At 60.1% G+C, this 19,311-nt stretch carries 17 protein-coding genes; 8 read left to right on the forward strand and 9 right to left on the reverse strand.

Annotated features, from left to right (window positions below):
• Positions 1 to 300: 300 nt before the first annotated feature.
• The gene (locus QFZ94_RS22985) at positions 301 to 1,437 is read right to left on the reverse strand and encodes a 2Fe-2S iron-sulfur cluster-binding protein (protein WP_429459747.1); all 1,137 of its coding nucleotides are present in this window, start codon (positions 1,435 to 1,437) and stop codon (positions 301 to 303) included.
• 7 nt (positions 1,438 to 1,444) lie between these two features.
• Positions 1,445 to 2,704: an aromatic ring-hydroxylating oxygenase subunit alpha gene (locus tag QFZ94_RS22990; RefSeq protein WP_429459749.1), complete on the reverse strand. Its 1,260-nt coding sequence runs from the start codon at positions 2,702 to 2,704 to the stop codon at positions 1,445 to 1,447.
• A gap of 256 nt (positions 2,705 to 2,960) precedes the next feature.
• On the opposite strand from QFZ94_RS22990, the gene QFZ94_RS22995 reads away from it, so the two are divergent.
• Entirely contained in the window at positions 2,961 to 3,887 is a 927-nt protein-coding gene (locus QFZ94_RS22995; RefSeq protein ID WP_429459751.1) for a LysR substrate-binding domain-containing protein, read from the forward strand.
• 266 nt (positions 3,888 to 4,153) lie between these two features.
• Entirely contained in the window at positions 4,154 to 5,395 is a 1,242-nt protein-coding gene (locus QFZ94_RS23000; RefSeq protein WP_429459753.1) for a M24 family metallopeptidase, read from the forward strand.
• Between the two features lie 149 nt (positions 5,396 to 5,544).
• Here the strand turns inward: QFZ94_RS23000 and QFZ94_RS23005 are convergent, their stop codons facing one another.
• The 4 genes from QFZ94_RS23005 to QFZ94_RS23020 form a co-directional block, all read right to left on the reverse strand.
• A complete protein-coding gene (locus QFZ94_RS23005; protein ID WP_429459755.1) occupies positions 5,545 to 6,597 on the reverse strand; it encodes a proline racemase family protein in 1,053 nt (350 codons plus the stop codon).
• Positions 6,598 to 6,637: 40 nt separating this feature from the next.
• Complete coding sequence (locus tag QFZ94_RS23010; protein ID WP_429459757.1) at positions 6,638 to 6,823, reverse strand: hypothetical protein; 186 nt, start codon at positions 6,821 to 6,823, stop codon at positions 6,638 to 6,640.
• A 196-nt stretch (positions 6,824 to 7,019) separates the two neighbouring features.
• Positions 7,020 to 8,039 (reverse strand): ABC transporter substrate-binding protein, encoded by a 1,020-nt coding sequence (locus tag QFZ94_RS23015; protein WP_429461894.1) that lies wholly within the window; start codon positions 8,037 to 8,039, stop codon positions 7,020 to 7,022.
• Positions 8,040 to 8,671: 632 nt separating this feature from the next.
• Positions 8,672 to 10,345, reverse strand: coding sequence for a 4Fe-4S dicluster domain-containing protein (locus tag QFZ94_RS23020; protein WP_429459759.1), 1,674 nt, complete (start codon positions 10,343 to 10,345; stop codon positions 8,672 to 8,674).
• Between the two features lie 311 nt (positions 10,346 to 10,656).
• On the opposite strand from QFZ94_RS23020, the gene QFZ94_RS23025 reads away from it, so the two are divergent.
• The 5 genes from QFZ94_RS23025 to QFZ94_RS23045 all read left to right on the forward strand — a co-directional run bounded on the left by QFZ94_RS23025 (position 10,657) and on the right by QFZ94_RS23045 (position 14,580).
• Positions 10,657 to 11,844 carry an NAD(P)/FAD-dependent oxidoreductase gene (locus QFZ94_RS23025; protein WP_429461896.1) on the forward strand — a complete coding sequence of 396 codons (1,188 nt, stop codon included), beginning with the start codon at positions 10,657 to 10,659 and terminating at the stop codon, positions 11,842 to 11,844.
• Between the two features lie 10 nt (positions 11,845 to 11,854).
• The gene (locus tag QFZ94_RS23030) at positions 11,855 to 12,469 is read left to right on the forward strand and encodes a HutD/Ves family protein (protein ID WP_429459761.1); all 615 of its coding nucleotides are present in this window, start codon (positions 11,855 to 11,857) and stop codon (positions 12,467 to 12,469) included.
• Between the two features lie 20 nt (positions 12,470 to 12,489).
• Complete coding sequence (locus QFZ94_RS23035; RefSeq protein ID WP_429459763.1) at positions 12,490 to 13,239, forward strand: electron transfer flavoprotein subunit beta/FixA family protein; 750 nt, start codon at positions 12,490 to 12,492, stop codon at positions 13,237 to 13,239.
• On the forward strand, positions 13,240 to 14,169 hold the full coding sequence (locus QFZ94_RS23040) for an electron transfer flavoprotein subunit alpha/FixB family protein (RefSeq protein ID WP_429459765.1): 930 nt from the start codon (positions 13,240 to 13,242) through the stop codon (positions 14,167 to 14,169).
• A gap of 117 nt (positions 14,170 to 14,286) precedes the next feature.
• A complete protein-coding gene (locus QFZ94_RS23045; RefSeq protein ID WP_429459767.1) occupies positions 14,287 to 14,580 on the forward strand; it encodes a DUF1330 domain-containing protein in 294 nt (97 codons plus the stop codon).
• A gap of 150 nt (positions 14,581 to 14,730) precedes the next feature.
• On the opposite strand, the gene hutG is transcribed toward QFZ94_RS23045, so the two are convergent.
• A complete protein-coding gene (gene hutG, locus QFZ94_RS23050) occupies positions 14,731 to 15,534 on the reverse strand; it encodes an N-formylglutamate deformylase (RefSeq protein WP_429459769.1) in 804 nt (267 codons plus the stop codon).
• A 188-nt stretch (positions 15,535 to 15,722) separates the two neighbouring features.
• Here hutG and QFZ94_RS23055 point away from each other — a divergent pair, with 188 nt between their 5' ends.
• On the forward strand, positions 15,723 to 16,898 hold the full coding sequence (locus QFZ94_RS23055) for an ABC transporter substrate-binding protein (protein ID WP_429459771.1): 1,176 nt from the start codon (positions 15,723 to 15,725) through the stop codon (positions 16,896 to 16,898).
• 86 nt (positions 16,899 to 16,984) lie between these two features.
• On the opposite strand, the gene QFZ94_RS23060 is transcribed toward QFZ94_RS23055, so the two are convergent.
• Positions 16,985 to 17,941, reverse strand: coding sequence for an Ldh family oxidoreductase (locus tag QFZ94_RS23060; protein WP_429459773.1), 957 nt, complete (start codon positions 17,939 to 17,941; stop codon positions 16,985 to 16,987).
• A gap of 126 nt (positions 17,942 to 18,067) precedes the next feature.
• Positions 18,068 to 19,213 carry a porin gene (locus tag QFZ94_RS23065; protein WP_429459775.1) on the reverse strand — a complete coding sequence of 382 codons (1,146 nt, stop codon included), beginning with the start codon at positions 19,211 to 19,213 and terminating at the stop codon, positions 18,068 to 18,070.
• Between the last annotated feature and the right edge of the window lie 98 nt (positions 19,214 to 19,311).

Consider the following 19,311-nt stretch of genomic DNA (forward strand, 5'->3'; position numbering starts at 1 on the left):
ATGCATGTTCATATGGGAATGGCCGACCGCCGCGGCATCGGCGAGCGCGTACCGGCCGTCAACTGCACACGTGGTGGCGACCGGTTGATTGACGCCGCAGGAATGCGGCGTCCGCGAATTTCATGTTGCGCCATGACGCTGAGGTCATGGCGCTGATGCGAGGGGATCAAGCAAATCAAAACAAAATGCGCTCAATGGCTGCTTGCCTGTGACGTACTGCCAAACCCCTGTCAAACTTCAACGAGAGGCCGAGGCCCGCAGGGCATCGCCGATGCATCTGAAGCCTTGTTGCGGGTCATACTACAAATCGAGAACGAGGTCCGAAGTGGGACGACTGCAGCACATCAACCGCATGCCCTTTTCGATTTCACGCGGACGAATACCACCGTTGTGCTTCATCTCGACGCTGCCTTCGATCACTCTGGTCTTGCAGGTTCCGCATATCCCCTGGCTACACGACGAAGGCAGCGGCACGCCGGCCTTTCGCGCAGCGGCGAGCACCGTCTGTGACGCGTCCATGGTGAACACCCGACCCGAGCGCGCGAGACGCACCGTATATCCGACCTGTGCGGCAGAGCCCGACGCCGGCTCTTCCACACACTCCACGGTTTCCGCGAAATTAAAGCTCTCCTGATGGTACCGGGAGGGATCATGCCCGCCCTCGCGCAGCATCGTTCTCGATGCGTCCATGTAGCCCGCCGGGCCGCAGATGAACACTTCCCGTTCCCGGAAGTCCGGCACGTGTTCCTTCAGGAGTTCCAGATCGAGCCGCCCCACCGGACCTGACCAGTCAGGTTCATTTCCCCGCGCTTCGCATACGTGAATCACACGAAGCTGATCCGAGAGGCCGCACAAGGTAGAAAGCTCCCGGCGGAAGATAATGTCTTTCGGCGTTCTCGCGCTATGGATGAACACGATATCGCGGTTCGGTCCCAGATCGAACGCCGTGCGCGTCATCGACATCAACGGCGTCACGCCCGAACCCGCCGAAAGATAAAGGCTCTTGAGTGCCGGCCCCGACGAGGGCGTGAATACACCCGACGGCCCGAACGCCTTTAGCTCTACACCCGCCTTCATATTCTCGTGCAGCCAGTTCGACATCACGCCCCCCGGCGTACGCTTGACCGTGATGGAAAGCGCATAGGGGCGCGTCGGCGGCGAGGAGATCGTGTAGCAGCGGCTCACCTCCTTGCCATCGATTTCGGCCGACACGGTAATGAACTGGCCAGGCTCGAAGCTGAAGAGCCGGCCGTCCGGCGTGTGAAATACGAACGTCCGAACATCCTGAGTCTCGTCTGAGACGCGAGCGCAGATGAGTGTGCGCTGCTCGTGATTCGGCCACTGCGCGTCGGCGCGTTCCCACGTGCTCGTGCTGCTAAAGCGATCAACCATTTCACTTCCCTGCCGGATAAAGCATGAATCTGCGGCTACGTTCATGGCAACCTCAAACGCCCTGTGCCTTCAGCTTGGCGTCGTACCAGCGTGCAAACTGGTCCAACGGTGCTTCGGTATAGTTCGAGTAAGGCCCCGGAATGTAGGCGGGATCCTGCGTCCCCGCGTGCGTGTTCGCGACGAGCTCCGCATCCTGGTTCGTCGTCGCGATCCAGACTTCGGTCAGCTTCTTCAGGTCATAGTCCACGCCTTCGACAGCGTCTTCATGGACCAGCCAGACGGTACGCACGACCGTCTTGTCCGGCGCAAGGGGCAGAATATAGGCGATCACTGCGTGATCGCTCATCACATGGGTCCATGAATGATGGCCCCACATATGTACGTCACCGAGATCGCGCCGCTTGACGTCGCCCAGCAATTTCGTGCAGGCTACCTTCGTATCCATCGTCTGGGATTCATTTGCGCCCGCGATGACGAGTCGCTGGGTCCTGAAGTTGGTGTCCACGCTTTCATCAAGCGACTCGAAGGGGGCGCAAACGAGGCCGTCTTTTTCCCAATTCTCGCGGCATTGCGCGTTGCGCTTCAGATAGTCATCATAGCCCTGGAGCGCCTCTTCGCTCTGGCCATCCGGACAAAAGCCGAAGTCTTCGGCGAGAAACGAATTCGTCAGTTCCGGATGGGTGCCCGCGCAGTGATAGCACTCGCGGTTATTTTCCATCACGAGTTTCCAGTTGCCGTTCTCGACGATCTCCATTTCGTGAGCGATCTTCGTGTGCGTCAGATCGTACGGTGCGAAGCGCGGAGTCATCGTCCTTTCGAGCTTTTCGAAGTCGGCCGGCGGTTCGTCGGCAAGGCAAATGAAGATATGCGCGCCCACGGTCTTCACGTGGACGGGAATCAGGCTGTGGCAGCCGGCGTCGAAGTCCTTACCCATATGCGTCGAATGCTTGAGGCTGCCGTCCAGGTCGTACGTCCACTGATGGTACGGACAGACAAGCATCCCCACACTCGCCTTGCCGGCCTTCTTCATGATGCGCGAGCCGCGATGACGGCAAACATTGCGATACGCACGGATGTTCTCGTCGTCGTCGCGCACGATAATGACCGACGCCTTGCCGATGTCCACCGTATGAACATCGCCCGGCTCGGGAACGTCAGCCGTCACGCCAACCAGAATCCAGAGCTTGTGAAAGAACACGTCGACGTCCGCTTCGAACACGTCCTGGCGCCCGAATAATTCCCCGGGCATGCCGTGTCCTTTCTTGCGGCTATCGATGAGTTCGCGGTGCGTTTGAATGTGAACTTCAGACATGGGGACCTCTTGATGAGAACGTTTAATAGCGCCTGCGGCACTGATATGGCGTCGAGTATTGGACTACCAAAATGCGCCGTCAACGCGCTTTATAAGCTCAATCACATTCGTTTAAATCATGCGAAAATACGCACGGGGCTTAGCTCCAAAAAGCACGCCTCGCGGCCCGTGCACGGGCGCGGGTTTTCCCTGAAAGCCGATGGCCGATCGCACGGGCTCACCCCCTTGTTGTCCTCACAGATAAACGTGATAGCGAATGAAAACCACCAAGGCAATGAAAGGGTATCGCCGGATCGTTCCCTCGCTTACCGCCCTTGTCGAGTTCGAGGCCGTGGCTCGTCTCGGAAGTTTCACCTACGCCGCAAGCGAACTGGGCGTCACCCAGTCCGCCGTGAGCAGGCAGGTCAGGTTTCTCGAAGAAACGCTGGGCGTGCGGCTCTTTCACAGGCTGCATCGCTCTATTGAGCTCACCAGTGAGGGCCAGGCGCTGTACATGGTCGTCGCCGAGTCCATGCAGAAAATCGCCGGGGTATTCGATCGCCTGGTCACAGGAACCGAGCAACGCGAACTCGTGCTCGCCGCAACAGCCGCTTTTTCGCAATTCCGGCTATTGCCGCGGCTCGCCAAGCTCAAGAAGCTCGATCCCCCTTTGCAACTGCGGCTATCGACCGACATGTTTACCGCCGACCTTCGACACGTCGAGGTCGACGTCGCCGTACGCTACGGCGACGGCAACTGGCCGGACGGCACCTCAACCCTGCTCTTCGACGTCGAGGTCTTTCCCGTCTGCTCGCCGGCCTTTCTGCAGGAGTACGGTACGCCTTCCTCGCTCGACGAACTGGCCAGGATGCCCCTCGTCGAGTCGGATGCAACGTCCGAAGGCTGGATGGGCTGGAACGAGTGGTTCCGGGCCGTCGGATACCGCCCTTCACGGCTGAACACCGTCTTGCGATGCAGCCTCTACACCGACGCCATACAGGCGGCGAGATATGGACAAGGCATCGCCCTGGGGTGGAGCCGCCTGGTCGAGGATCTGCTGCGCACGGGAGAGTTGATCCCGATCGACCTCGCGACCTTCCGACCAAGCGACGCCTATTTCGTGGTGGTGCCCCACGGCCGGACCATTACGCCGGTCATTTCGCAGTTGATCGAGTGGTTGCGCGGGGACCCTGCGCGACGCTGACTTCAAGCGGGAAACGCTCGCCCTCCTCCTCAGGCCATCCGGGGTCAGCTCGACGAATGACTTAAAGTCATGCGAGCATGAAAAGATAGGCAGTTGACCGCGTATTTCGGCGTTTCGATACTGCGTCACGGGGACGGCAAGACACGGCCATAGCGCCGCGCTCACCTCGCGATTTCCATGCCTTGAATATTTCCGCTCGCCCCGACGAAACCGCCACGTAACCTTATGTGGCGCCTCGCGTCGCGAGCCACCTCAGGAGATGAACCATGTCGGTGGTTTCCACCATTCACGCGGTCGCACCCGAAGCGACGGAAGGCGTCGACCTTCTTCCCGCAGGCGTGCTCGACCGCGTCCGAGAGTACCGCTTGAGAAGGGTGCAGCAGCAACTTCGCTTGCAGCATGTGCCCGCTATCATCATGTATGACCCCGTGAACATCCGGTACGCAACGGATACGTCGAACATGCAGGTGTGGACGGGACGCAACCCGACGCGATATGTCGTTGTGTTCGCCGATGGCCCCATCGTTGCGTTCGAGTTTCACAACTGCGAGCATGTCTGGAACGACGTTACTGTCAAAGCGGAAATCCGCGGTGCGACCTGCTGGAACTACTTCAACGCCGGCCCGGAAGCCGCCACCAAAGCACGGCAGTGGGCGCGCGAAATCGCGGATTTGCTGCGCGAACACGCACCATCCGAAAATCGCATTGCCGTGGATCGGCTCGATCCCGAAGGGACATACGCACTGCGCGAGGAAGGCATCGAATTGATCGACGGCCAGGCTCTCATGGAGCAGGCGCGTAAGATTAAATCGGCCGACGAACTCACCGTGATGAAGGCAGCAATCGCGGTCTGCGAAACGGGCATTGAACGCATGCACAGCGTACTGCGACCGGGCATGACCGAGCAGGAGCTATGGGCTCACCTGCACTATGAAAACATCCGGCTGGGCGGCGAGTGGATCGAGACGCGGCTGCTTGCATCGGGCGCGCGCACCAACCCGTGGATGCAGGAATGCAGCCCTCGCGTCATGAAGCAGGGCGAACTCATTGCGTTCGACACCGATCTCGTCGGTCCCTACGGCTACTGCGCTGACATCTCCCGCACGTGGACGGTCGGCCATGTTCGTCCCACCGACCAGCAGCGGCAACTCTACGCCGCGGCGCATGAACAGTTGCAAACGAACATGGCCCTCATCCGGCCCGGCATGACCTTCAGGGAGTTCTCGGAGCGCAGCTGGAACATGCCCGGCAAGTTCTTCCGCAACCGGTACAGTTGCCTCGCGCACGGCATCGGGCTCGTGGATGAGTATCCGTCCATTGCCTACTTCAAGGACTGGGCAGACGGCGGCTATGACGGCATGTTCGAAAGCGGCATGACACTCTGCATTGAGAGCTACATTGGCGAAGAAGGTGGCCAAGAAGGCGTGAAACTCGAGCAGCAGGTTCTCCTGACCGATTCGGGTTGCACTCCGTTGTCGACGTTCCGTTTCGAAACAGACTGGCTATAAACACCTGTCCGCTGGCTCGCGTCCTCTTCCAATGAAGTGGGCGCGCCTTGCCGGTTGTCTCGCACTCATTTGGAGTCGAAAAAAAGCCCTGCGCCAAACTCAATGTCCGCTCGCGCAGGGCTACGTGTTCATACGATCAGGCTGTTAGGTCAGGCCCAGATATCACCGACCGTGAAACCATTGATGAAGGGATCGTCTGGATCGAGGACATACGTGTTGTAGCCGTAAATCCACGAACGTCCCGATATGGTCGGCACGACGGCCTGGATTCCCTCGATGGTGACCTGCTCCACGAGACGCCCTGTGAATACGGTCCCGAGTATGCCCTCGTGACGGAACGGCTGATTCAGATCGAGTTGCCCCTTGGCGAAAAGCGTAGCCATCTTTGCAGACGTTCCGGTTCCGCATGGGCACCGATCAATCGCGCCAGTCCAGGTGGCCGGATTATCGAAATCGATCTCGCCGCTGGCAACCGTGACCGCGTTCTTCCAGTCTGCATTCGCGTTCGAGGTCGGCCCCGAAAGCTGTGCAATCGTAATGCCGTAGCCCGGATAGTGCGGGTGCTGAACCGGCAGTTGCTCCTGGGCCGCTTTGAGAATGAGCGCCGAAATCCGGGTGATTTCCCGGCCGTGCTCCGGAATGAGCTCCAGCCCCTTGAATTGCCGCACGTCGGCGATGACATAGAACATACCTCCCCAGCCGACATCGACCGTGACCTTACCGAGGTGCGGCACATCGATCACCGTGTCAACATAGGGAGCGAAAGCCGGCACGTTCTTGAAGGTAACCTGGGTCACCTTGCCATTGGCGCATTCAGCCCGAATGCCAATCAAGCCCGCCGGCGCCTCGAGCTGAAATTCGGTAACAGGCTCCTGCATCGGAAGCATCCCAGTCTCGAGCAGCACCGTCGCAACGGAGATCGTGTTTCCGCCGCTCATCACAGGATACTCGACCTGCTCCATGATGATGTATCCTGCCGCGGCGTCCGGATGTTTCGCTGGCACGACCAGATTACAGCACAGCGGAGGATAGCCACGCGGCTCGCGCAGCATGAGCTTGCGGATTTGGTCGTCGTTCTTTTCGAGCCACTTCATCTGCTCGTAGACCGTATTGCCCGGAATGTGAGGCACCCCGCCGGTAATCACCCGCATGGGTTCACCGGCGTGTGTCTCGACTGCATGAAATGTGCGTTTAAAGGTCATGATTCTCTCTGAAGCATCAGCGCGGCGTCAGACCGCCCAATCAGTTATAGCCCAGTACAGCAGCACTTTCACTATGCGGATCGCCTTCCAGAGAGCGCACCAGCGAAGCCATCGGCTCCTGCAAGAGCGCCCGATAACTGCCCGGGTGCTCGACGACGACCTCCATGCGTGCATTCGCGGCATCCAGACGGGTATGACTTTCATTGACGCTAACTTTCACGGGCATGATTGAACCTGTAATGACTAGCAAATGAGTGTGGATACTCCCGGCGCGACGCACCGGGGATAAACAACAAGATAGACCAGGCGCAACCATGTCCCGGCAAATTCAGCGTCTCTTCTATTTTCCATAAGGATGAGTTAGCCCCGGAGCGGCTCAGGTGTCCGACTAACTCTCCCTGGCTCGACCTACTCCTCTCGAGTTACTTTCCAGCGAGCCAAACCGCAAACTTCTGGTTCAGATCGTCACCGTGATCGGCCCAGAAGTTGACGTCCACATCAACCGCATTCTTCTCGTTCGCCGGATTCGTCGGCAAATAGGGCGTAACAGCGGGATCGACCAACGGGATCGCCGATTTGCGCATCGGTCCCAGTGCCGTGTCGGTAGAGAGCTTCGCAAGCTGATCCGTCGACGTGGCGAACTTGACGAAGTCTTCGGCCGCCTTCAGGTTTTTGGTCCCCTTGACGATCGCGTAGCCTTCGATGTTCTTCACCTCGCCATCCCAAAGAAAGCCAAAGGGCTTCTTGTCCTGCTCGACGGCAACCCAGATCCGGTTCGGATATGCGCTGGTCATCGTCACTTCGCGATCGGCGAGAAGCTGCGGGGGCTGGGCACCCGCTTCCCACCACACGATGGAAGACTTGATGGTGTCGAGCTTCTTGAACGCGCGGTCCACGCCCGCGGGAGTCGAGAGCACCTTGTAGACATCGGCGGGCTTCACGCCGTCAGCAAGCAGCGCCCATTCAAGTGCGCCTTCGGGCGACTTCTTGAGGCCACGCTTGCCCGGGAATTTCTTGAGGTCGAAAAAGTCGGAGATCGAGGTCGGCTCTCCGCCCTTGAATGCGTTCTTGTTATACGTGATCATGGTCGACCATGCGACGTTGCCCACCATGCAGTCGGACAAGCCTCCGGGAAGGAAATCGGACTTCGCCGGCACGCCCGATTTGCCCGGCGGCAGCATTGCCGGATTGATTTTTTCCAGCAGCCCCTCATCGCAGGCTCTTGCCGCATCTGCCAACTGCATGTCGACCACATCCCACGTCACATTGTTCGTTTGCACCTGACTGCGAATCTGGGCGATGCCGCCGTTGTAGGTGTCGACCTGAACGTTCGTTCCCGTCTTTGCAGAGAACGGCTTGGTTGCAGTGGCCACCTGTGTGTCCTGATAGGACCCGCCCCAGGAAGCGAACATGAGGTTACTTGCGCAGGCGGCGGTGCTCATCGTGGCGACTGCCGCAAGAGCCACAATCTTCGGGGTCAACTTCTTGTGCAGTTCCATTCCATCCACTCCTTGACGATGTCAAATGACGCACTTCGCGTCAGTCTTCTTCAGGTTTAAAAACAAACTTCTGCTTACGCCGAAACTATTTCGCATCCCTTACTAATTATTTCGCTTACTTACCCCCGCGGGGTGAGACTGCCCGAGCTTCGTTCCCGCCTGATCGCCCGCACACCAGCAGGAGCTGGACTGAGTTCTCGCCAGAACGAGCTTTGGTATCCATCCCTTTTTACCAAGAACACTGAACATCAGTTCAATTCCATGAGCGTCCAAGAAGCGTCTGAACAGCATGGTAGCCGGTCAAAAATGTATGGGAAGAGCAATCTCTACCCAATTTGCTGTTTTTGACCGGAACCTAGGGAAAATCACGAGGCTAAATCTGAAAATGCGCTGAACATATGTTCAAGTCATTTATATTGAGCATCACCATCAGTTATGAACCTGTGGTGGGCCGCGTCATTCCCGGTATCCGAAGATGGCGCTGCATCGTCTCTACGGCCGAGGCGACCAACCCGGCACCGCTGCGGGAATAAAGCCGCGCACGATGCAGTGCGCGGGCCCTAGCCTCAATGCGTTCACATGTTCGGATAGTTGGGTCCGCCTCCGCCCTCCGGCGTCACCCAGACAATGTTTTGCGTGGGATCCTTGATGTCGCAGGTTTTGCAATGGACGCAGTTTTGCGCGTTGATGACCAATCGACTCTCACCGGGCGCGTTTTCTGTGAACTCGTATACCCCTGCCGGGCAGAAGCGTGACTCCGGTCCGCCATAGATGTCGAGGTTGACCCGCACCGGCACCGATGCATCTTTCAACGTGAGGTGCGCCGGCTGGTTTTCCTCGTGATTCGTATTGGACAGGAACACCGAAGAAAGCCGGTCGAACGTCAGCTTCCCGTCCGGCTTCGGATAGACGATCTCCTTGCACCGCGTGGCGGGGCGCAAGGTCTGGTGATCGGCGTGCTTGTGATGCAGGGTCCATGGCGCCCGACCGCCCAATACCTTTTGCTCCAGGCCCACCATCACCGTGCCGGTGAACAAGCCCTTGCTCATCCATTGCTTGAAGTTGCGGGCCCGGTATAGCTCGTCCTTGAGCCACGAGCGCTCGAAGGCTTCGGGATATTCGACCAACGTGTCATTCTGGCGAGCGCCGCACAAGGCACCGAAAGCCGCTTCCGCCGCCATCTTGCCGCTCGCGATGGCCGCGTGACTCCCCTTGATACGCGATGCGTTCAGAAACCCCGCCTCGCAGCCGATAAGCGCGCCGCCCGGAAAAGCCAGCTTGGGCAAGGACATCAGCCCGCCTGCGGTAATGGCCCGCGCGCCATAGGACAGGCGCTTGCCGCCTTCGAGAAATTGGCGAATCTCGGGATGCGTCTTGTAGCGCTGGAATTCCTCGAACGGCGAGAGGTAGGGGTTCGTGTAGCCCAGACCGACCACGAATCCCACCACGACCTGGTTGTTGTCGAGGTGGTAAAGGAACGAGCCGCCATAGGTGTCGCGTTCGAGCGGCCAACCCGCTGTATGAATCACCAGACCGGGCTGATGGCGCTTGGGGTCGATTTCCCAGAGCTCCTTGATGCCAAGGCCATAGACCTGCGGGTCCGAGTCCTTGCGCAGCTCATACCGGTCCATGAGCTGCCGTCCCAGGTGGCCGCGCGCGCCCTCGGCGAACAGCGTGTACTTTGCGTGGAGTTCCATCCCGAGCTGAAAAGCGTCGCCCGGCTTGCCGTCCTTGCCGATGCCCATGTTTCCCGTGGCCACGCCCCGCACCTCGCCGCGCTCGCCATAAAGCACTTCGGCCGCCGCAAAGCCCGCAAAAATTTCCACGCCCAGTTCCTCGGCCTTCTGTCCCAGCCATCGCGTGACATTGCCGAGGCTTACGACATAGTTGCCGTGATTCTTGAAGTTATCGGGCAACAGCCAGTTGGGCACGCGCCTCGCCCGCTCCTTCGAGAGAAAGAGAAAGCGATCCTCTGTTACCTCGACATTCAAAGGCGCGCCCTGCTCCTTCCAGTCGGGAATGAGCTCAGTCAGCGCTCTGGGATCCATGACCGCGCCCGAGAGAATATGCGCCCCCACCTCGGAGCCTTTCTCGAGCACGCAAACGCTCACCTCCTTGCCTTGCTCGTGCGCCAACTGCTTCAAACGAATCGCCGACGACAACCCCGCTGGACCACCGCCTACGATGATGACGTCGTATTCCATGGATTCGCGCGGACCGTATTGCTCAACGAGGGACTGTGTATTCATGTCAATAACCGTTTACGGGCAACCTGGCGGCCTTCATGAGGCCGCCCCTTGGACTGGGCGACGCACGATGCGTCACGTGCAACGCATCGTAAGACCGAATGTTTTCGAAGCCCGGTGAAATAACGCGTGCTTATGCTCCACACAACCGGAAGTTGCATTTGCCGGATGAAACCGCTATCCCTGCGGGGCACCCTCGTGGCCTGATACTGATGCGCTCTTTTGCTAAAAATCGCCCGTACTTATATTTACGCCCTCGTGATTTCCTGCGGTCAAACTGCGCCTGTGACTTGACCAACGAAGGAAGCGGAATCGTGAACTCATACGATGTGGTTGTGATTGGCGCGGGAGTAATCGGCAGTTCGGTAGCGTTCCAGCTTTCGAAGCTCGGCGCGAAGAACGTTCTGGTGCTTGACCGCGGGACGATTGGGGCCGGAACGACCTCGCAGTCGTCAGGGATCCTGCGCACGCACTACTCCGTCAAGGAGAATGTGGAGCTGGCGCGCAAATCATGGGATGTTTTCAACCACTTCGCCAGCTATCTGGGCGATGAAGAGGCCTCGTGCGGCCTCGTGAAGTGCGGCTACATGATTGTCGCGAGCGAAGGCGACAAGCTCGAGCCGCTGCGCGCGTCGCTCAATCAGCAGAAGGAGCAAGGCATTCCGCTTGAACTGCTCAACGCCCAGCAGGCCAGGGAGCTCCTGCCTATCGCCCGGTTCGATGATGCCGCGCTGATCGGCTACGAGCCCGAGGCCGGCTTCGCGGACGCCTATCTGGTAGCGACGAGCTTCGCACGCGCCGCACGCCGTGGCGGTGTGACCATCCGCGAGAACGCGACTGTCAACAAGATTCTGTTCGAAGGTAACAAGGTCGTCGGCGTCTCGACGAGTATTGGCGACTTCGCGACGTCGATAGTCATCAGCACGCAGAATATCTGGACGCCCGAGCTCGCGCGCTGGACTGGCCGCAAGCTGCCGATCATGCCGGAGCGGCACGCCGTGCTGGCGCTCGAATGCGACGCGGCCAAATACACCTTCACGATGCCGGTCTTCAAAGATCTCGCTTCTACCGGCATGCTGTACTACCGTAGCTATGGCGGCAGCCAGATGCTCGTGAGTGAAGGCGTGGTGGGCGAGAAGCTGAACACGGCGGAAACCGAGCAGGGCGACATTCCGATGGACTACGTCGTCGAAGTGGGCGCGCAGGTTGCCGAACGGTTCCCCGAATATGAGACGGCAGGCATTGCGTCTTCCTGGACGGGCGTATACGACGTGACGCCAGACTGGAATCCGGTGCTCGGCAAGCTGCCCGGCATCGAAGGTCTGGTCGTGGGCTATGGGTTCTCCGGTCATGGTTTCAAGCTGTCGCCCACCGTGGGCCGCGTGCTCGCACAGGAAGCGCTCGGCTTGCCGACCGATGTGTCGCTCAAGCCGTATTCGATCGAACGCTTCGAAACCGGCGAGCTCCTGACGGGCAAATACGGCCTCGGCGCGGTGTCGTGAGAGGTCGGGCATGCCGGCAATCGAAGTTCGCTCAATCGCCGCGCTCCCCGTGGAGCGCTGGCGCAACGGCGGTGGCGTCACACGGACGATCGCATCGGATGCCTCGGGTGAGTCGCAATGGCGCATCAGCCTCGCCGAAGTGGAACGCAATGGGCCTTACTCGCGATTCGAGGGCATCGACCGGATATCGCTCGTCCTGCGCGGCGCCGGCGTGACGCTGCGCGACGAGCGCTCGACCGTACAGCTCAGGCCGTTCGAGGCGGCCGGGTACGACGGCGACGCACAATGGAACGCAACACTCGTCGATGGCCCGGTGACCGTGCTCAACGCGATGACCTCCAGAGGGCGCTACCGCGCACGCATCCGGAACATTCTGGAGCCGCTCACCGTGCAGTCCGGTTGCCTCGTGGCTGTTGTAGCGCTTCACGGCGGCTGCGCCTGGAGCGACGCCGAGGGCGCCGTATCGGGGGCTATTGAAGCAGGACAGTTCCTGATCACGAATTCCCTCGATCGCGCGATCCGGTTCTCGCCGACTGCTCCAGCCATCAACCATACCGTCAACGAGTCCGTAAGCCCACAGCTTCCTGTGCTGGTGACCATTGAGTCAGCCAGTACGCACGAGTGATTGAATTTGAGGAAGATGAGATGAAAGTCCTTACCGCAGTGAAGCGCGTCGTCGACTACAACGTCAAAGTACGCGTGAAGTCCGATCACACCGGCGTCGACATTGGCAACGTGAAGATGTCGATGAATCCGTTCGACGAAATCGCCACCGAAGCCGCGACGCGCCTGAAGGAAGCCGGCAAGGCAACCGAAGTGGTGGCCGTTTCGTGCGGCGTTGCCCAAAGCCAGGAAACCCTGCGCACCGCGCTCGCCATCGGCGCCGACCGCGGCGTGCTGGTCGAGACCGACGCCGAACTCCAGCCGCTGGCCGTCGCGAAGCTGCTCAAGGCCGTGATCGAGAAGGAGCAACCGCAACTGGTTATCCTCGGCAAACAGGCCATCGACGACGACGCTGGCCAGACAGGCCAGTTGCTCGCGGCACTCCTCGACTGGCCGCAAGCGACCTTCGCCAGCCACATCGAAATCGATGGCTCGACGGCCACCGTCACGCGCGAAGTCGATGGCGGGCTCGAAGTGATCGCCCTGCAACTGCCGGCCATCATCACGACCGACCTGCGCCTGAACGAGCCGCGCTACGTAACGCTGCCGAACATCATGAAGGCCAAGAAAAAGCCGCTCGAAACCGTTACGCCTGCGTCGCTCGGTGTCGACCCGGCCCCGCGGCTGAAGACGCTCAAGGTGGTCGAGCCGGCCGCGCGCAAGGCGGGCGTTATCGTTCCGGACGTCGCGACGCTCGTCGAGAAACTGAAAAACGAAGCGAAGGTGATCTAAATGACGACTCTTGTTATTGCCGAACATGACAACGCGCAGCTCAAGGCTGCCACTCTTCACACCATCAGTGCCGCCCGGCAACTCGCCAATGGCGTGCATGTGCTCGTCGTGGGCAGCGGCGCTCGCGCCGTGGCGGAAGCAGCCAGCAAGGTGGCCGGGGTGGACAAGGTCATCTTCGTCGACGCGCCGCATTTCGCCGACGCTCTGGCCGAGAACGTCGCAGCCCAGGTCACGGCGCTGGCCAGGGATTACTCGCACCTGCTCTTCCCGGCAACGGCGGCGGGCAAAAACGCGGCTCCGCGCGTAGCCGCGAAGCTCGATTCCGCGCAGATTTCCGACGTCATCGCGATCGACTCAGCCGACACGTTCCAGCGTCCCATTTATGCCGGCAATGCGATTGCCACCGTGCAATCGCCGGACGCGGTGAAAGTCGCGACGATACGCACGACGGCGTTCGACGCTGCGGCGGTAACCGGCGGCAACGCCGAAATCTCGGAAGCGCCTGCCGTTGCTGATACGGGCCGTTCGAGATTCATCCGCCGCGAAATCGCGACAAGCAATCGCCCCGACCTCACGGCCGCGCGCGTGGTCGTTTCCGGCGGCCGCGGCCTCGGCAGCGCCGAGAACTTCGCGATCCTCGACCCGCTCGCGGAAAAGCTGGGGGCGGCCATTGGCGCATCACGCGCGGCCGTGGATTCCGGCTTCGCGGCCAATGACCTGCAAGTCGGTCAGACCGGCAAGATCGTGGCACCGGAGCTCTATGTGGCCGTGGGCATTTCCGGCGCGATCCAGCATCTCGCGGGCATGAAGGATTCGAAGGTCATCGTCGCCATCAACAAGGACGCCGAAGCACCTATCTTCGGCGTTGCCGATTATGGCCTCGTGGGCGACCTGTTCGACGCGGTGCCAGAAATGGTAAAGGCAATCTGAACAAGATTGCGGCCTCAAGCAGGCCATTGGATTCTCAGCAGTACTTTGCCGCCTCGTGCGAGAAATTGCGCTCTGGCGGCTTTTTTTCGTCGCTTCATTCAAGCAGGAGCATGTCAGGTGAAAGGATACTGGATTATTCTAGGCTCGGACGTAACCGACCCCGAAGCGCAGCGGGCCTATGGAAAACTGTGGGCCCCCATCGCCGAAAAATTTGGCGCGAAACTCAAGTCGCTTGACTCTGGAGCCGCTCTCAAGGAGGCGCAGACGACCCGGCGTGTCGTGGTCGTCGAGTTTGCTTCGTATGAGCGGGCCTTGGCCTGCTATGCAGACCCGGCCTACGAAGAAGCCAAACAGCATGCGCTCAAGGCATCAAAGCGGGAACTGCTTATCGTCGAGGGCGACTTCGCATAGTACGCGGAGTATCAGTAACGCACCCTTGCCCGCGTCTGGCTCAACGAGGTGCGAGACGCAGCGTGCTCTGCTTCGAGGCAACAGAGGAGCGGCGTTACGCGATACGCGCGCCAAGCGCCACTCTGCACCCGCATCTCGCTGAGCCCGGCGCTATCGCGGCAAACTCCGAAGCGCACCCAACGCCGCATCAAGCATCCCCTGCACGACCGGCTTCACCTTCGCCGCCAGATCGGGCCGGTACTCGAACGGTGCGGCTTCATTCATGTAGGTCGACTGGCACATTTCCAGCTGAATCGCATACACGCCGTGCTCGGGCTGGCCGTATTCACGCGTGATGAAGCCGCCCTTGAAGCGCCCGTTATGGACCCAGGTAAAGGGCTGATCCGCCAGGCTCGCCGTCACCGCATCCACGATGCGCGGATCGCAGCTACGCCTCGAATGCGTGCCCAGATTCAGGTCGGGCAACTTGCCGTCAAAGAGGCGCGGAAGGAGGCTCGCGATCGAGTGCGCCTCCCATAGCAGCACGTGACCGTGGAGGCTTTTCAGGCGCGCCAGTTCCGCCTGGAGCTTCGCGTGATACGGCTGCCAATACCGCTCGAGCCGCTGCGCCTTGTCCGCTTCCGAGGGGCCCGTGCCGTTCCGGTACAGCGGCTCTCCGCGAAAGGTCTCGGTCGGGCACAGTCCCGTCGTCGTCTGCCCCGGATAGAGACTCTCCCCCGTCGACGGGCGATTCAGATCGATCACGTACCGGGAGATGGTCGCCCCGAGCACCGACGCGCCCGCGCTGCGAGCAAAGTCATAAAGCCTGTCCAGATGCCAGTCGGTATCTGCCACTACGCCGGCAACATCGGTCAGTTGCCCGCGCACATCGCCTGGTATTTCGGTCCCCAGGTGGGGGATCGATACGAGCAGGGGAAGCGTGCCTTCATGGAATTCGTATACCGCGCTGTTCAATTTCTATCTCCTGAAGCAAAAATCCGGGGCCGATGCCATGCACACAATGCTTCGGCTACCTCCCTCAAACATAGTGATTCAACCTCGTAGCTGCGCGAACATTATCGGCACTTAGCCTCTTCATAAGTGTTCCTGATTTTGGCAGCCGCGAATTTTGTCCAGGTCAGTCTCCATTCCCGAGTCGTGGTGTGCTCGGGGTAGCTCCTGCGCTACGGGATGCGCATAGCTGTGCCGCCAGGCTCGTTGCTCGCCGGGCGCTTCGGCAGCAAACCTGTTCAACCCTTGAATCCATTGAAAAAATGAAAACGTCAACCAATATTGGCATGCTGCTGGCCTGCAGCGTGATAAGCGTCTCTGCCGTCGCTTCGCAAATCACCTTCGTCTCGTGGGGCGGTTCGTACCAGGCGTCGCAAGACAAGACCACAGTCGCACCGTTCGCTGCCGCCAAGGGCATTCAGGTCAAGAACGACTCCTATAACGGCGGCATTGCACAGATTCGCAGCCAGGTCGAAACCAGAAATGTCACGTGGGACGTGGTCGACCTGCAACTGTCTGACGTGACGCGTGCCTGCGACGAAGGCCTGCTCGAAAAGATCGATCCCGCGTCGCTTGCCCCTGCCCCGGACGGCACCCCAGCGAAGCAGGACTATGTGCCGGGTGCGGTGTCCAGTTGCATGGCGGGAAACATCGTCTGGTCATCTCTTATCACCTTCAACCGCGACAAATTCAAAGGTCACGAGCCGACGAAGATTGCCGACTTCTTCGATCTGAAGAAATTCCCGGGCAAGCGCGGTCTGCGCAAGTCGCCGGAAGGCGCGCTCGAATGGGCACTACTTGCTGATGGCGTCGCACCGTCTGACGTCTACAAGGTGCTCGCCACGTCCGCGGGCGTCGACCGCGCGTTCAAGAAACTCGACACAATCAAGTCGTCCATCGTGTGGTGGGAAACCGGCGCTCAACCGGCGCAGCTTCTCGCCGACGGCGAGGTGACAATGAGCAGCGCATACAACGGCCGCATCTACAGCGCAATCGCCGACGACAAAAAGCCCTTCGGTTTCATCTGGGATGGCCAGGTCAAATACCTGGAAGGCTATGCCATCGTCAAGGGGACGAAGAATCTGAAGGCTGCCCAGGACTTCGTGCGCTATGCGACGCAACCCGATGTGCTGGCGAAGCTGGCGCCGCTGACCGCCTACGGCCCGACCCGCAAATCGGCGATTTCGATGATCCCGCCGAAGCTCCTGCCCTACCTGCCGACCGCGCCCGTTAACCAAAATGGCGCGATCGACACCGACGTGGCCTTCTGGGCCGATCATGCCGACGATCTGAACCAGCGATTCGCCGTCTGGCTTGGCCAGAACTAAGGCCAGAAGCGAGGCTATAACCGACGCCATTACTAAAAATAAAAGCCTGCCTCCCGAAGATCCGGTGCGGCAGGCTCCGCGGTTTCCTAGCCTTCGAGCTTTTTGAGCAGTTCCTCCGGCACGTCGATTTCCGTCACGTTAAGGTGACTGCCGGGAATGCGCACGCCTTGCTCGGCCAGGCGCTCGATCTGAGAAGACAGACGGGCGGTGAAGTCCTGGACCACAAGATCCGGCTTGATCGCAAGAACGAACAGTCCCACGCCGGGCGACTCGGTGCCTTCGGCGAAACCCGGTGCGTCCATCGACCAGTTGCTCCCGGCCATCCCTGCCACCAGGAATTCGAGCATCATCGCAATGTTGGCGCCGCGCGCCCCACCAAAGGCGAGTAAAAGCCCCTTCACCGCTTCCCGCGCGTCCGTCGTGGGGTTGCCTTGCGCATCGACCGCCCACCCCTCGGGAATGGGATCGCCGCGCTCCGCGGCCTGGCGTACGTTCACGAATGCCGTTGCGCTCGAGGCCTGATCGATCACGAACGGCTTCGCACCCGCGCGCGGTGCGCCGAACGACAAAGGATTCGTGCCGTAGACCGCCTTTCGGCTCTCCAGCGTCGTCATCTGCGCCGTTGCGTTCGTCGTTGCGATGGCAACCAGACCGGCCTCCGCCAGACGGCGCGTGTAATACCCAAGCTCGCCCACCGTGAAGCTGTTCGACTGCAGCAGCACCGTCACGCCGTAAGTCCTCGCGCGCTGCACGAGTTCGTCGAATGCCATGTCGAAGCCGAGTTGGGCGATGCCGTATTTCGCATCGATGGCGACCGCGGCCGGCGCGGGAAAGCTCACCTCGGGCTTCGCGTCCTTCGCGATGCGCCCCTTGACGAAGCCATCCAGATAATCGAACAGGTGGGCGAACCCCACCGCCCGACTGCCGGCCCATTCGGCGGACACCACCGCTTTCGCGAGCGCATTGGCGACTTCATCGCTGGCGCCAGCTCTTACCGCGGCTCGACGGGCGATATCGTGGGCTTCGTGTGTTTCAAGACGCACGGTCACTTCCCTCAATTGATGCGTTGAATTTGCAATCGATCTACGTTCGTCGCTGCACCGCTATGCGCGCCCGCGAACACGTGCCACGGGGGCAACACCTACCCCCGGGCCGCAACGAACGACTGGTCAGAACTTATGGCGAATGGCCACGCGCGCAGTAAACTGATTTTGATTCGACGAAACGTCGTCCGCACCAGGGATATACGCAAGGTCGAGCACCGTTCCCGTCTTGCCGCCACCAACGTGCTGGTATGCACCCTGCACGTAGATATCAGTGCGCTTCGAAAGATTGTAGTCGGCCATCAAGCCAACGGTCTGATAGTTTGGATGCTCCTTGCCGTCGGTTGCATTAAAGCTTGCCCGCGTATAGGTGTACATTGCGCCCGCATAGAAGGCTGGCGTGAACTGATATTTTCCGTTGACCTCGAAGTTCTGGAACCGCAGGCTCGAGAGCGTCCCGCCTGCAGGCGTAATGGCCCCGACGTACGCCGAACTGACGGGCTGGTCAACCAGTGTATTCGTATAGGCAAAGCCGAGTGTCGCGCTGCCAAACGTGTAATTGACACCCGCGCCGAAAATCCTCAGCCGGTTGGCGAGGAAGTTTTCGTCCCCACCGTTCGTGATCGCACCAACCGCGTTCGACGACGGGTTATTCGCCTGGAGATACGCTGCCGCAATCAACAGGCCGCCATTGGTGTATTGACCGCCCACACTGTATTGACGGTTGTCCCCGAAGTTCGTGCTGTTGCTGAAGCCGTAGGTACCGCCGAACTGGAAGCCAGCGAAGACCGGGCTTGCATACTTCACCGTGTTGTTCACGCGGAAAGTGTTGTCCGTATTGTCGTTATCGTACGGATGCGAGAACATGTAACCAGCCCAGCTACCGTTGGCGGTCGTTTGTGCGAGGTAGTCCACTACAGAGTCGTATTGGCGTCCCAGCGTGAACGTGCCGAACTGATCGCTCGCGATACCGACGTACGCCTGCCGGCCAAACATCAGGCCGCCTTGCCCCAGTTTGCCGTTACTCGCGTTGAATCCGTTCTCCAGCTGGAAGACGACCTTCAGTCCACCACCAAGGTCTTCCGCACCCTTCAGACCCCAGCGGCTGCCTTGCGCCCAACCGCTCTGGAGCTCGTAGACCGGATGGCCGGTAACATTGTTCGTATAGTTGAACCCCTCATCGATCACCCCGTAGAGGGTCACGGAGCTTTGGGCCATGGCGGGAGCCACCACAACAGACAGTACGGAGGCGGCGACAAGCTTCTTCTTCATTAAGGTCTCCAAACCAGTAGGGTTTTAATATTTCCCGTTTCTAAAGAGCGGGCCGCCCCCGCCGCTAGGCCGGGGCAGCGCCGTGTGCACGCATGAGC

Origin of the sequence: Paraburkholderia sp. JPY465, from assembly GCF_050436725.1 — a bacterium.
Taxonomy (GTDB): domain Bacteria; phylum Pseudomonadota; class Gammaproteobacteria; order Burkholderiales; family Burkholderiaceae; genus Paraburkholderia; species Paraburkholderia youngii.